This is a genomic window from Streptomyces sp. Go-475 (genome assembly GCF_003330845.1).
Lineage (GTDB): Bacteria > Actinomycetota > Actinomycetes > Streptomycetales > Streptomycetaceae > Streptomyces.
In genome coordinates this window covers 915,538-929,253 of sequence record NZ_CP026121.1, presented here as the reverse complement: position 1 = coordinate 929,253, position 13,716 = coordinate 915,538, and the positions used below count along the sequence as shown (strand labels likewise).

Genomic DNA, 13,716 nt, shown 5'->3' with positions numbered 1-13,716 from the left:
CCGGCGCCCTGTGGGACGCCGGGCGTACGGTCTAGAGCAGGTCGCGCGGGACCTGTTCGTTCCAGGTGCGGGAGAAGACCCGGCGGTCGGCCTCGTACGCGTCGAGGGTCGCGTCCACGAAGAAGTCCGTCTCGTCGCAGGTGAGCCGGGTGTGGGTCACCACCCGTACGTCCCAGTCGTCGCGCCGGAAGCTCATGGTCCAGGTGGTCTCGCCGCCGGCCGAGGTGAAGTCGTCGGCGACCGCCGTGTAGCGCTCGTGGGCGCGGCGGCCGGCCTCCAGGCCGATGTCCTCGAAGCGGACCGTGCCCCGGTCCTTCACGATGTCCAGCTCGGCGCGGTAGCCGACCAGGTCGCGCTTGACCTCCCAGCGCTCCTCGGGCGGCGTCAGCTGCGTCGTGGCGATCGGGGGAGTGCCCTCCGGCTCGCCGAACGGGGACGACGGCACCTCGTCGGGTTCGTCGACCGGCCGCACCGGCAGGGTGAGCGTGCTGGAGTGCTCGTGGACGCTGAGCAGGGCCGGCTTGGGCGGCGGCCAGGCCAGCGGCCAGTAGGACGTGGACAGGGAGAGCCGGATACGGTGCCCCGGCGGGAAGGCCTGCGCCACGCCGTTCAGCGGGATGGTGGCCCGGTAGCGGCGGCCCGGCTCCAGCGGCTCGGGGGCCTCCGTGCTGTCCAGGCGGGTGAGGTTGAGGATGCCGTAGGAGACGCGGGTCGCGGCGCCGTCGGGGCTCACGTCGGACAGCCGCGCGGCCACCAGGGCGACCGGTTCGCCGACCGACAGGTCGAGTTCCACGCTCGGCGAGCCGAGGATCTCCAGCGGCTCGGTCAGCGGCTCGCTGTCGAAGACGAGGGAGCCGCCGTCCTCCTCGCGCTGGTCGTACGGCAGGTCCGGCGGGGCGTTGTAGGAGGCCCACTTGCCCGCGAACTGGCCGACGGACAGGGGCGACTTCACGGTCATCGCCGCGCCCTCCGGGGCCTCCGGGCCGTCCGGGTCCCGCGGGGGCTCGATCCGGTGCCGGGTGAGCGGGTGGGTGGTGGGCCGGATGTGCGGGGAGGGCCAGTCCGGCTCGCCGACCCAGCGTCCCGGCCGCTCCTCGTACGACGTGGAGGGCGGCACGCTGTCCTGCATCCACGCCTGGAGCATCGGCCCGTCCATGACGCCGTTGTCGACGCCCTTGAGCCAGTGGTCCCACCACCGGACGAGTTCCTGGAGGTAGCCGATCGCGGGCCCCGGCTCCCCGAGGTGCGGGAACTTGTGCGACCAGGGGCCGATCAGCCCCTTGCGGGGGACGTCGAGGTTGCCGAGCAGCCGGGTCACGGCGTTGGAGTAGCCGTCCGCCCAGCCGCTGGACGCCAGCACCGGGCACTGCACGCTCTGGTAGTCCTCGCACACCGAGGCGTGCCGCCAGTAGTCGTCGCGGCGCTGGTGGCGCAGCCACTCCAGCACCCAGGGTTCGGTGTTCTCCAGCCGCTCGTGCCACATCTCCCGCCAGCGGTCGCCGACCACGGCCGGGTCGGGCGGGCAGGTGCCGTAGGCGAACATGGTGCCCGCCTCGGCCAGGTTGTCCGACAGCAGGGCGCCGCCCATGTAGTGCATGTCGTCGGCGTGCCGGTCGTCGGTGAAGGAGGCGATGGCGATGGCCTTCAGGCTCGGCGGCCGGCGGGCCGCGACCTGGAGCGCCGCGAACGCGCCCCAGGAGATGCCCATCATCCCCGTCGCGCCGTCGCACCAGGGCTGCTCGGCCAGCCAGGCCAGCACCTCCTCGGCGTCCGCCTGCTCCCGCTCCAGGTACTCGTCGCGCAGCACGCCCTCCGAGTCGCCGGTGCCGCGCAGGTCGACGCGGACACAGGCGTAGCCGTGCCCGGCGAGGTACGGGTGGTGGACCGAGTCGCGGACGGCCGTCAGATCGCGCTTGCGGTACGGGATGTACTCCAGCACCGCCGGCACCGGCTCGTCGTCCGAGGAGGTGGGGCGCCAGACGTGCGCGGAAAGCCGGACCCCGTCCGACATCGGGATCGTGACGTGCTCCTCTTCCTTCGTCGCGTACGGCAGGTTGGTCACGTAACGCATGGAACCCACGTGCTCCTCACTCTCGCGGGGTTTCGGCCTCGGGCGGGGCGTCGTCGAAGACGAGACCCAGGGCGGCCACGCAGTGGTCGAACTTCTCGCGCAGCTCCTCCTCGTCCGCCCCGCCGGTGTAGATGTGCGCCAGCTCGAAGCTGTAACTGTCCTGTCCGGGAAGCTCCGAGAGCCTGGTGCCCTCCTCGGGGATCACCTCGATGCGCACGCCCGGGGTCTCCCGCTCGATGCGGTCGATCTCCTCGCGGCTCGGCACCCGGCGCACCACGCCGTCGGTGAACCAGCGGTGGTACCACTTCGCGGCCATCGCGTACGGGCCCTCGCGGTGCGGCATGCGCGGATCGTCGCCGAGGGCGAGGCTGACCATGCAGTGGTGGTTGGGCACGCCGTCGACGTACTGGAACAACTCGGCGTGCGACTGGGAGTGCCGGGGGTTGATCTCCAGCAGGTTGATCTCCTGCGTGTGCGGGTCGTAGAAGTACTCGATGCTGAAGGTGGCCGAGTCCATGCCGATCTGCCGCATCACGCGCTGGCTGACGTCGTGGAGCTGCGCGATGACCGGCGCCGGCAGCGTCGAGGGGTACTGGTGGCGCTGGAAGCAGGGCGAGTCCGGGTAGTTGATGGAGTCCAGGACGCCGTAGACCGTCACCTCGCCCTGGTGGACGTAGCCCTCGACGGCGACCTGCACGCCGGACATCGACTCCTCGGCCAGGCAGACCCGGCCGCCCACGCCGTCCATCTCCGGCGGCAGGTCGACGCGTTCGAGGATGTGCTCGAAGGGGCGGCCGATGCGGGAGATGCCGTCGCGGATCTCGGTGACCGCCTTGTGGAACTCCTCCTCGTCAGCGACGCCGAAGGCGAGTTCGGAGGAGTACGACAGCGCGGGCTTGACCCACATCGGGAACCGCACGCCGTCGGGCGGGCGGGGCGGTTCGGCCGACAGGTCGACCCGGCCGAAGCGCGGGTGCCGGTCGGTGGCCTTCCGCTGTTCCAGCCGGCTCCAGTACTTGTGCTCGCACTTGACCACCGACGCCAGGCTCGTGCTGCGGGTGCCGTAGCGCTCGCTCAGGATCGGGACGAGGGTGCTGACCGGGAAGTCCCAGTAGCCGACGATCGCGTCGACGCTGCCGTCGAAGCCGTCCAGCACGCTCTGCGCCTTGTCCAGCAGCGTGGGCAGGTGCACCTCGCCGACCTGGAGTTCCTCGACGGTCAACAGCTGGTGAAAACGCAGCCGTTCGGCTCCGGGGATCTGCCGGAGCGTGGGCAGATTGGCCTCGTCGAGCCCGATCACGAAGACGTTCTTGACCGTCTCGTCAGACACGGTTCTCCTTCCGCTGTCCGGCTCGAACGGCCGGGGGTTGCAAGATCGTCGGAGTACCCCTCGTGCCTGACGGCAATCCGGTCCGGCCCCTCGCCCGTCCTTTGCGACCGCGTCTGCGAGACGTTGAACATGGCCGCCGCTGTGGTGGGAACGCGGTGCGGGGAAGTACGGCGCGGGCCGGGACGAGCCGGCCCGCGCCGTGGACGACACCGGAGAAAGGGAAGCCGTGCACCACGAGGAGGAACAGTCCGCGCCGCAGGTCGTGTCCGAACCGGCGCCGCCCTACGACTCCGACAAGCAGCCGCGGCCCGGCATCGAGGCCGACATGCGCACCGCGCCGCACTATCGGGCGAGCCGCTACCGGGCCAGCGGGAAGCTGGAGGGCAAGGCCGCGCTGATCACCGGCGGCGACTCGGGCATCGGACGGGCCGTGGCCCTGCTGTACGCGCGGGAGGGCGCCGACGTCGCCCTCGTGTACCTGCCCGAGGAACAGGTGGACGCGGAGCGGGTACGGCGCGAGGTGGAGGAGCAGGGCCGGCGCTGTCTGCTGCTGCCCGGCGACCTCACCGACCCGGAGTTCTGCGGCCGGGCCGTCGAGCGGACCGTCGCGGAGCTGGGCGGGCTGAACATCCTGGTGAGCAACGCGGCGTACCTCAACAGCAAGCTGGAACTGGAGCAGTTGACCGCGGAGGACTTCGACCGGACGTTCAAGACGAACGTCTACGCGTACTTCCATCTGCTCATGGCGGCGCTGCCCCACCTGGAGCCCGGTGACGCCGTGATCGCCACCGCGACCGAAGAGGCCCTCAAGGGCAGCACGACGATGATCGACTACGCGGCGTCCAAGGCCGCGCTGATCACGCTGACCAAGTCCGTCGCCGTGCACCTGGCCAAGCGGGGTGTCCGCGCGAACGTCGTGGCGCCCGGCCCGACCTGGACGCCGCTGAACGAGGCCGACCCGCACATGCCGCCGGACGGGCTCGCGCAGATCGGCAGCGAGGCCCCGCTGGAGCGCGCCGCCCAGCCGGAGGAGATCGCACCCACGTACGTCTACCTCGCCTCCGACGCCGACTCCAGCTACACGGTCGGCGAGGTCATCGCGGTGACCGGCGGCATCGTGGACACGCGGTAGCCGGAGCGGTGACACGCGGGAGCCGCGGCGGTGACACGCGGTAGCCGGGGCGGTAATACGCGGTAGCCGGGGCGGTGAAGGCCCCGCGATGGGCCCGGGAACCGCCCGTGCCCGGCTCCTGCGGGTGAACCCGGTGCACACGGGTACTCGCCGGGCATGATCAGGCGTGCACTGTGGCAGGGTCTCCTCGCCGGCACCGCGGGCGGCGTCGTGATGACCCTCGGTGAGAAGGCCGAGCAGGCGGTCACCGGCCGGCCCGGCTCCCATGTGCCCGCGCGGGTGCTGCAGCGCCTGACCGGGCTGCCCGAGCACCCCGGCACCCAGCCGCTGTCGGTCAACTGGGCCATGCACTACGGCCAGGCCGCCCTCCTCGGTGTACTGCGCTCGGTGATGGCCCAGGCGGGACTGCGCGGACCGGTCGCCTCCGCCCAGTTCACCGTCGTCCGCCTCACCAACGACCAGATCCTCGAGAACGCGACCGGTGTCGGCGCCCCGCCCCCCACCTGGCCCCGCGGGGAACTCGTCGTCGACGTCCTGCACAAGGCCGTCTACGCCTTCGTCACCGGAGCCGTCGCCGACGCCCTCGCGGCCCGCACCGGTCCCGGCCCCGGGCAACGCCACGCCGCGCTCCGCCCGGGCCGCCACTCCGACGTCGGCCCCCTGCCCCGCCGGGACGCCTACGGGCGGTGACCGCGCGAGCAGCGGCTGCTCGGCCCGGACGGTCCTGTCCCTGGCGGTCCGGCGGCCCCGCGGCGCGGTGTCAGATGGCCGCGCGGACGGCCCGTTCGAAACCCTCGACGTGACTCCGGGCGAGCCGCGCCGCCCGTTCCGGCTCGCCGGCGACGACCGCCTCGATCAGCGGCCCGTGCTCCTCCACATGCCCGGCCATGTCGGAGAGCCGGTCGAGGAACAGGCACCAGATGCGGGTGGCCAGGTTGTCGTGGCGGACGAGGGTGTCCTCCAGGTAGGGGTTGTGCGCGGCGGCGTAGACCGCGCGGTGCACCCGGAGGTCCAGGTGCATGAGCGCGATGGCGTCCTGCCGCCGGGGATCCGCGCCCCGCAGCTGCTGCCGCAGAGCCGTCAGGGCGGCCCGGTCCGCTGCCGTGGCCCGCCGCGCGGCCTGGGCGGCGGCCAGCGGCTCCAGCTCCTGGCGCACCTCGGAGATGTGGGCCAGGTCCGTGATGTTGACCTCCGTGGCGAAGGTGCCGCGGCGGGGGTAGGTCGTGATCAGCCGCTCGTACTGGAGGCGCTTGAGCGCCTCGCGCACCGGCGTCCGTCCGACGCCGAGGGACTGGGCCAGTTGCTCCTCGTGGATCGGCGCGCCCGGGCGGATCTCGAGCATGACGAGGCGGTCGCGGATGGCGCGGTAGGCGCGCTCGGCGAGGGACAGCTCCTCGCCCACCCGCTCACCCTGCCCGGGCTCGGTCGTCAGCTGCTGCATCAATGCCCCCTTGACCTGTCCGGCGAGCTCCCATACCGTACCGCAGAGCCTGATATATCAGTTGCGCATTAGTCGGCCACCAGGATGGTGCACAGATGGCAACCAGCCCGTCGACCCGCACAGCCGCCTCCCCCCTCGCCCTCCCGCTCGGCGAACTCGACCCGGAGATCGCCGCCGCCCTCCACGCCGAGCTGGACCGCCAGCAGTCGACCCTCGAGATGATCGCCTCGGAGAACTTCGCCCCGGCCGCCGTCATGGAGGCCCAGGGCTCGGTGCTGACCAACAAGTACGCCGAGGGCTACCCGGGCCGCCGCTACTACGGCGGCTGCGAGCACGTCGACGTCGTCGAGCGGCTGGCCGTCGCCCGGGTGAAGGAGCTGTTCGGCGCCGAGGCCGCGAACGTGCAGCCGCACTCGGGCGCCCAGGCCAACGCCGCCGCGATGTTCGCGCTGCTCAAGCCAGGCGACACGATCCTCGGCCTCGATCTCGCGCACGGCGGTCATCTGACCCACGGCATGCGCCTCAACTACTCCGGCAAGCTGTACGACGTCGTGCCGTACCACGTGCGCGAGTCCGACCTGCGCGTCGACATGGACGAGGTCGAGCGCCTCGCCCTCGCGCACCGGCCGAAGATGATCGTCGCCGGCTGGTCCGCCTACCCCCGCCGGCTCGACTTCGCCGCGTTCCGGCGGATCGCCGACCAGGTGGGCGCGTATCTGCTGGTGGACATGGCGCACTTCGCCGGTCTGGTCGCCGCGGGCCTGCACCCGAACCCGGTTCCGTACGCCGACGTCGTCACGACCACCACCCACAAGACCCTCGGCGGCCCCCGCGGCGGCGTCGTCCTCAGCCGCGCCGACCTCGCCAAGAAGATCGACTCGGCGGTGTTCCCGGGCCAGCAGGGCGGTCCGCTGGAGCACGTCATCGCGGCGAAGGCGGTCGCGTTCAAGGTCGCGGCGGGGGAGGAGTTCCGGGAGCGCCAGCAGCGCACCCTGCACGGCGCCCGCGTCCTGGCCGGACGGCTGCTGGCGGACGACGTGGCCGAGGCCGGGATCACCGTGCTGACCGGCGGCACCGAAGTCCATCTGGTCCTCGTCGACCTGCGCGGCTCCGCGCTCGACGGGCGCCAGGCCGAGGACCGGCTGCACCGCGTCGGCATCACCGTCAACCGCAACGCGGTGCCGTTCGACCCGCGCCCGCCGATGGTGTCGTCGGGGCTGCGGATCGGCACCCCGGCGCTGGCCACCCGGGGCTTCGGCGAGACGGAGTTCCGCGAGGTCGCCGACATCATCGCCGAGGCCCTGAAGGGGGACCGGGCCGAGGACGAACTGCGCGCCCGCGTCGGAAAACTCGCCGCCGCCCTCCCCCTCTACGCCCACCTGAAGGGAGCCGCGGCATGACCGCCGAACCGCTGCCGGAGCACCCGGACTTCCTCTGGCGCACCCCCGAGCCGCGCTCCTCGTACGACGTCGTGATCGTCGGCGCGGGCGGCCACGGCCTGGCCACCGCCTACTACCTCGCCAGGAACCACGGCATCACCCGCGTCGCCGTCCTGGAGAAGGGCTGGCTGGCCGGCGGCAACATGGCCCGCAACACCACGATCATCCGCTCCAACTACCTGTGGGACGAGAGCGCCGCCATCTACGAGCACGCCCTGAAGCTGTGGGAGCGGCTGCCGGAGGAGCTGGACTACGACTTCCTGTTCAGCCAGCGCGGCGTCCTCAACCTCGCCCACACCCTCCAGGACGTCCGCGAGGGCGTGCGCCGCGTGGGCGCCAACCGGCTCAACGGAGTCGACGCCGAGTGGCTCGAACCGGACGAGGTCGCCAAGGTCTGCCCCATCCTCAACGTCTCGCCGCGCACCCGCTATCCGGTCCTCGGCGCCACCTTCCAGCCCCGGGCCGGCATCGCCAAGCACGACCACGTCGCCTGGGCGCTGGCCCGCCGCGCGGACATGCTGGGCGTCGACCTGATCCAGGGCTGCGAGGTCACCGGCTTCCTCAAGGACGGCGACCGGGTCGTGGGCGTCGAGACCAACCTCGGCCGCATCCACGCGGGCCGGGTCGGTCTCGCGGCGGCCGGGCACAGCAGCGTGCTGGCCGAGCGGGCGGGCCTCCGGCTGCCGGTGCAGTCCCATCCGCTCCAGGCGCTGGTCTCCGAGCTGCACGAGCCGGTGCACCCGACGGTCGTCATGTCGAACCACGTGCACGTCTACGTCTCCCAGGCCCACAAGGGCGAGCTGGTGATGGGCGCGGGCGTCGACGCGTACAACGGCTACGGGCAGCGCGGCTCCTTCCACGTCATCGAGCGGCAGATGGCCGCCGCCGTCGAGCTGTTCCCCGTCTTCGCCCGCGCGCACGTGCTGCGCACCTGGGGCGGCATCGTCGACGTCACCCCGGACGCCTCCCCGATCATCGGCGCCACCCCCGTCGAGAACCTCTACGTCAACTGCGGCTGGGGCACCGGCGGTTTCAAGGCCACCCCGGCCGCCGGCTGGACCTTCGCGCACACCCTCGCGACCGGCGAACCGCATCCGCTGAACGCCCCCTTCGCCCTCGAACGCTTCACGACGGGCGCCCTGATCGACGAACACGGCGCGGCGGCCGTGGCCCACTGAGGAGACCGATCGTGCTGCTGATCACCTGCCCGTGGTGCGGTCCACGGGACGAGACCGAGTACCACTACGGCGGACAGGCCCACGTCCCCTACCCCGAACGCCCCGCCGACCTCACCGACGAGCAGTGGGCCGCGTACGTCTTCTACCGCGACAACCCCAAGGGCCCCTTCGCCGAGCGCTGGATGCACGGCACCGGCTGCCGACGCTGGTTCAACGTCCTGCGCGACACCGCCACCCACGAGGTGCTCGCCTCCTATCGGCTCGACGAGCCCCGCCCCGGAGGGAACCGATGACCGACCAGCACTTCCGGCTCCGGCAGGGCGGCCGTATCGACCGCGGCACCGTGCTGCGGTTCACCGTCGACGGGCGCGAACTCACCGGCCACCCCGGCGACACCGTCGCCTCGGCCATGCTGGCGAACGGCCTCGTCGAGGTCGCCCCGTCCCTCTACCGGGGCCGCCCGCGCGGCATCGTCGCCGCGGGTGCCGAGGAGCCCAACGCGCTGCTGCGCGTCGACGGCCCCTGCTCGGAGAGCATGCTCCCGGCGACGACCGTGGAGCTCTACGACGGCCTGTCCGCCACCACGCTCTCCGGGACGGGCCGGCTCGACCCGGCCCCCGACCCGGCCGTCTACGACAAGAAGCACGTCCACACGGACGTCCTCGTCGTCGGTGCCGGACCGGCCGGACTCGCGGCCGCCGCCGCTGCCGCCGCCTCCGGCGCCCGCGTGCTCCTCGTCGACGAACAGCCCGAAACGGGTGACTGGGACGGCGCCGCCGAGGCGCGCGCGGTCCTCGACGCCGCCCCCGAGACGGTCGTCCTGCACCGCACCACGGCCTTCGGGTCGTACGACGACAACTATGTGCTGGCCCTCCAGCGGCGCACCGACCACCTCGGACCCGCCGCCCCCGAAGGCGTCTCGCGGCAGCGCCTGTGGCACATCCGCGCCCGCCAGGTGATCCTGGCGACGGGCGCGCACGAGCGCCCGCTGGTCTTCGCCGGCAACGACCGGCCCGGGGTCATGCTCGCCGGTGCCGTGCGCACGTACCTCGGCCGCTACGCCGTGGCTCCCGGTTCCCGGGCCGTGGTGAGCACCACCAACGACAGCGCCTACGACACGGTCGCCGCCCTGCACGCCGCCGGGATCGCCGTCGCCGCCGTCGTGGACGCGCGCCCCGGAGTGTCCCGCCGGGCCGCCGAGATCGCGGCGGCGACCGGGGTGCGCGTGCTGACGGGCAGCGCGGTGGTCGACACCTCGGGGGACCGCCGGCTCACGGGTGTCACCGTCCGGCCCCTCGACGAGGACGGGCCCCAGGCCGGGTTCGACTGCGATCTGCTCGCCGTCTCCGGCGGCTGGAGCCCCGTCGTACACCTGCACAGCCAGCGCCAGGGGCGGCTGCGCTGGGACGAGGAGCTGGTCGCGTTCGTCCCCGAGGGGGGCGTCCGGAACCAGCAGGTGGTGGGCGCGGCGCGCGGGACGTTCGACCACGACGGCTGCCGGGCGGAGGGGGCGCGCGCGGGCGCGGTGGCCGCCACGCAGGCCGGGTTCCCGGTGCCCGTGCCGTCGCCCGCCGACCCGCGGCCGGCCGGTCCGACCCGCGCCCTGTGGCTGGTGCCGGGCCCCGACGACGGCTGGGACACCCACTTCGTCGACCTCCAGCGCGATGTCACCGTCGCCGACGTCCGGCGCTCCACCGGCGCCGGTATGCGCGGCGTCGAGCACGTCAAGCGCTACACCTCCCTCGGCACGGCCAACGACCAGGGCAAGACGTCCGGCGTCAACGCGATCGGCGTGATCGCCGAACTCCTCGGCGGCGCACCGGGGGAGATCGGCACCACGGCCTACCGGGCGCCGTACACCCCGGTCGCCTTCGCCGCCCTGGCCGGGCGGGAGCGCGGCGAGCTGTTCGACCCCGAGCGGACCACCTCCCTCCACAGCTGGCATGTCGCGCAGGGGGCGCTGTTCGAGGACGTCGGGCAGTGGAAGCGCCCCCGGTACTACCCCCGGCCCGGCGAGGACATGGACGCGGCCGTCGCCCGCGAGTGCCGGGCGGCCCGCGAGGGCGTGGCGTTCATGGACGCCTCCACCCTCGGCAAGATCGAGCTCCGGGGCGCGGACGCGGGCGAGTTCCTCGACCGGATCTACACCAACGCCTTCAAGAAGCTGAAGCCCGGCACGGCCCGCTACGGCGTGATGTGCAAGCCCGACGGCATGATCTTCGACGACGGCGTGACCCTGCGCCTCGACGACGACCGCTACTTCATGACCACCACGACCGGCAACGCCGCCGCCGTCCTGGACTGGCTGGAGGAGTGGCTGCAGACCGAGTGGCCCGAACTCGACGTGACCTGCACGTCGGTGACCGAGCAGTGGGCGACCGTCGCCGTCGTCGGCCCCCGCTCGCGCGAGGTGGTCGCCCACCTCGCCCCCGACGTCGACTTCTCCAACGAGGCCTTCCCGTTCATGGCGTTCCGTGAGACCACCCTGGCCTCCGGCGTCCCGGCCCGCATCTGCCGGATCTCCTTCTCCGGCGAACTCGCCTACGAGATCAACGTCTCCGCCTGGTACGGCCTGGCGGTGTGGGAGGAGGTGTACGCGATCGGGCGGCCGTACGGCATCACCCCGTACGGCACCGAGACCATGCACGTCCTGCGCGCCGAGAAGGGCTACATCATCGTCGGCCAGGACACCGACGGCACCGTCACCCCGCAGGACGCGGGCATGTCCTGGGTGGTCTCCCCGCGGAAGGACTTCATCGGGAAACGGTCCTTCTCCCGCGCCGACACCGCCCGCACCGACCGCAAGCAACTGGTCGGCCTCCTGCCGAGCGACCGCACGACCCGGCTGCCCGAGGGCACCCAGCTCGTCGCGCCGGACGTCTCCTTCGAGACGGTGCCCGTGCCGATGCTCGGCCACGTCACCTCCAGCTACCGCAGCCCGGCCCTCGGCCGCCCGTTCGCCCTGGCGCTCGTCGCCGACGGGCGGGCCAGGATCGGCGAGACCCTGCTCGCGCCAGTGGGTGAGGACCTCGTGCCGGTCGAGGTGACGGACTGCGTCCTCTACGACCCGGAAGGGACCAAGCGCGATGGCTGAGCCGACGATCGAGGCGGGCCCGGTGGCCCTGCGGAGGAGCCCGCTGGAGCACCTGGAGGGGCGGATGCGTGCCGCCGCCGTCCCCGGCGCCCGGGGCGTCATGCTGGCGGAGCGGCCCTTCGTGACCATGGTGAACCTGCGTGTCGGCCCCGGCTCCGATGCGGCGGACCGGATCGAGCGGACGCTGGGGACGCGGCTCCCACGCCGCTGCGGCGACACCACCTCGTCCGGGCCCCACACGGTCGTCTGGCTGGGCCCCGACGAGTGGCTCGTCCTCTCCCGGGCCGAAGGGGCCGCCCTGACCGCCGAGTTGCGCACGGCGCTCGGGCCGGACCGGGGCTCGGCCGTGGACGTCTCCGCCAACCGCACGACGCTGGAGCTGAGCGGCCCGTCGTCCCGTCAGGTACTGGAGAAGGGCTGCCCGCTGGACCTGCATCCCCGGGCCTTCGGTCCCGGGCGGGCGGTGTCGACCACCGTGGGACCCGTGGCGGTGCTGCTCTGGCAGGTCGACGAGGTGCCGACGTACCGCCTCCTCCCGCGCTCCTCGTTCGCCGACTACCTGGCGCGGTGGCTCATCGACGCGATGGGGGAGTTCCGGGGGCCGCAGGTGCCGTGAACGGGGGAGGGTGACAGGGACCCGAGGGGTGCCGCGTTCGTCAGCCCGTCAGGTGTTCCACCAGCAGGAACCCGCCGATGGCGATCATCAGCGCACCGGAGGCGCGGGTGACCGTCCGCGCCGCGGAGGGCCTGGTCTTCAGGACCGTGCGGGCCAGGACTCCGACGGCGAGGTAGACGACGGCGCAGGCGGTCATGTGCAGCGAGCCGAGCAGGCCCGTCTGCGTGGCGACCGGCCAGCCGCCCGCCGGGTCGATGAACTGCGGGAACAGCGAGAAGTACAGCAGCAGCGCCTTCGGGTTCAGCCCGCTGGTACCGGCTCCCTTGAGCAGGATCCGCCCGGGTGACGAGCCCGTGGAGCCGGCTCCTTCCGCGGAGGCCGTCAGGGCGGCCGGCTGCCTCAGCACGCCCCAGCCGAGCCACACCAGATAGCCGGCCCCGGCCAGAGTCAGGGCGGTGAGCAGGGCTCCCGACCTCGCCACGATCACCACCAGGCCCGCGACCGCGAGCAGCGTGTACCCGGCGTATCCGGCGACCAGCCCGGCGACCGCCGGAACGACCGACCGGTCCCTGAGACCCGCGGCGATCGCATAGGCCCAGTCCGCGCCCGGGGTGACCACCAGCAGGAGATCCACCGCCAGGAATGCCGCCAGTGTCGTCGTGTCCATGGATCGGTCCCTCTCACGTGCCTTGTCGCGAGAGGGAGACTAGGACGGATCGGCCCGAAAGTGTTTCCTTCTTTCCCTCTTGATCGCGGGACCTGGGGCAGAATCTTCTCCATGGATGCCCTGGACCGGAAAATTCTTACCGAGCTGCAGTTGGACGGCCGGCTCACGGTCACCGAGCTGGCCGCTCGCGTCAAGCTGAGCGTCTCGCCCTGCCACCGCCGGCTGCGCGACCTCGAACGCGAGGGCGCGATCCGCGGCTACCGGGCGGTCGTGGATCCGGCCGCCGTGGGCCTCGACTTCGAAGCCCTCGTCTTCGTCACCCTGCGCTGGGAGGACGCCGACACCGTCACCGCGTTCGAGGAGGCGGTGGCCGCCGTCCCGCACGTGCTCCAGGCCCAGCGCCTGTTCGGCGAGCCCGATTACCTCCTGCGCGTCGCCACCGCCGACCTGGCCGCCTTCCAGCAGCTCTACGACCAGCGACTCGCCCGACTGCCCGGCGTGCAGCGCCTGACCTCCACGCTCGTGATGAAACACGTCGTGGACGACCGGCCGCTGCCGGAATAGGCGGGAGCGGGCCGACGCCACCGGCGGAGCGGAAGCGCCGGTGGGCCGCGACGCGTTCGCGGGCCGGCGCCGGGCTGAAGACCGCCGGTTTCGGCCTCGCGGCGACGGTGGCCGGGCCGGTCGCCCCTGGTTCGTCCCCGGCATCCTGGCGCTCGCGGCCGGCGTGTCGGTCCTCGCGGCGCCG

At 72.7% G+C, this 13,716-nt stretch carries 12 protein-coding genes; 8 read left to right on the top strand and 4 right to left on the bottom strand.

Features of this window, described 5'->3' with window-relative positions:
- Window positions 1–31: 31 nt before the first annotated feature.
- Together C1703_RS04160 and C1703_RS04155 are read right to left on the bottom strand one after the other, a co-directional pair.
- Window positions 32–2,071, bottom strand: coding sequence for a CocE/NonD family hydrolase (locus tag C1703_RS04160; RefSeq protein ID WP_114250596.1), 2,040 nt, complete (start codon window positions 2,069–2,071; stop codon window positions 32–34).
- A gap of 16 nt (window positions 2,072–2,087) precedes the next feature.
- Window positions 2,088–3,401, bottom strand: a complete 1,314-nt coding sequence (locus tag C1703_RS04155) for an ATP-grasp domain-containing protein (protein WP_114250595.1) — start codon at window positions 3,399–3,401, stop codon at window positions 2,088–2,090.
- Between the two features lie 199 nt (window positions 3,402–3,600).
- Between C1703_RS04155 and C1703_RS04150 the strand changes: the two genes are divergently transcribed.
- Together C1703_RS04150 and C1703_RS04145 are read left to right on the top strand one after the other, a co-directional pair.
- On the top strand, window positions 3,601–4,533 hold the full coding sequence (locus tag C1703_RS04150; protein WP_232840406.1) for an SDR family oxidoreductase: 933 nt from the start codon (window positions 3,601–3,603) through the stop codon (window positions 4,531–4,533).
- A gap of 156 nt (window positions 4,534–4,689) precedes the next feature.
- Entirely contained in the window at window positions 4,690–5,223 is a 534-nt protein-coding gene (locus tag C1703_RS04145; protein WP_114250593.1) for a hypothetical protein, read from the top strand.
- A gap of 70 nt (window positions 5,224–5,293) precedes the next feature.
- Here C1703_RS04145 and C1703_RS04140 read toward each other — a convergent pair whose 3' ends face one another.
- On the bottom strand, window positions 5,294–5,974 hold the full coding sequence (locus C1703_RS04140) for a GntR family transcriptional regulator (protein WP_114250592.1): 681 nt from the start codon (window positions 5,972–5,974) through the stop codon (window positions 5,294–5,296).
- Window positions 5,975–6,069: 95 nt separating this feature from the next.
- On the opposite strand from C1703_RS04140, the gene glyA reads away from it, so the two are divergent.
- The 5 genes from glyA to C1703_RS04115 are packed head-to-tail and all read left to right on the top strand — an operon-like array spanning window position 6,070 to window position 12,301.
- Window positions 6,070–7,374 carry a serine hydroxymethyltransferase gene (glyA, locus tag C1703_RS04135; protein ID WP_114250591.1) on the top strand — a complete coding sequence of 435 codons (1,305 nt, stop codon included), beginning with the start codon at window positions 6,070–6,072 and terminating at the stop codon, window positions 7,372–7,374.
- The gene (locus C1703_RS04130) at window positions 7,371–8,591 is read left to right on the top strand and encodes a sarcosine oxidase subunit beta family protein (protein WP_114250590.1); all 1,221 of its coding nucleotides are present in this window, start codon (window positions 7,371–7,373) and stop codon (window positions 8,589–8,591) included. The genes glyA and C1703_RS04130 overlap by 4 nt, the downstream gene beginning before the upstream one ends.
- Window positions 8,592–8,602: 11 nt before the next feature.
- Window positions 8,603–8,884, top strand: a complete 282-nt coding sequence (locus C1703_RS04125; RefSeq protein ID WP_114250589.1) for a sarcosine oxidase subunit delta — start codon at window positions 8,603–8,605, stop codon at window positions 8,882–8,884.
- On the top strand, window positions 8,881–11,685 hold the full coding sequence (locus C1703_RS04120; protein WP_114250588.1) for a 2Fe-2S iron-sulfur cluster-binding protein: 2,805 nt from the start codon (window positions 8,881–8,883) through the stop codon (window positions 11,683–11,685). The genes C1703_RS04125 and C1703_RS04120 overlap by 4 nt, the downstream gene beginning before the upstream one ends.
- On the top strand, window positions 11,678–12,301 hold the full coding sequence (locus C1703_RS04115) for a sarcosine oxidase subunit gamma family protein (protein WP_114250587.1): 624 nt from the start codon (window positions 11,678–11,680) through the stop codon (window positions 12,299–12,301). Before C1703_RS04120 ends, C1703_RS04115 begins: the two co-directional genes overlap by 8 nt.
- Window positions 12,302–12,341: 40 nt before the next feature.
- On the opposite strand, the gene C1703_RS04110 is transcribed toward C1703_RS04115, so the two are convergent.
- Window positions 12,342–12,968 carry a LysE family translocator gene (locus tag C1703_RS04110; RefSeq protein ID WP_114250586.1) on the bottom strand — a complete coding sequence of 209 codons (627 nt, stop codon included), beginning with the start codon at window positions 12,966–12,968 and terminating at the stop codon, window positions 12,342–12,344.
- Between the two features lie 111 nt (window positions 12,969–13,079).
- Between C1703_RS04110 and C1703_RS04105 the strand changes: the two genes are divergently transcribed.
- The gene (locus tag C1703_RS04105; protein WP_114250585.1) at window positions 13,080–13,532 is read left to right on the top strand and encodes an Lrp/AsnC family transcriptional regulator; all 453 of its coding nucleotides are present in this window, start codon (window positions 13,080–13,082) and stop codon (window positions 13,530–13,532) included.
- The last annotated feature ends 184 nt before the right edge of the window (window positions 13,533–13,716 follow it).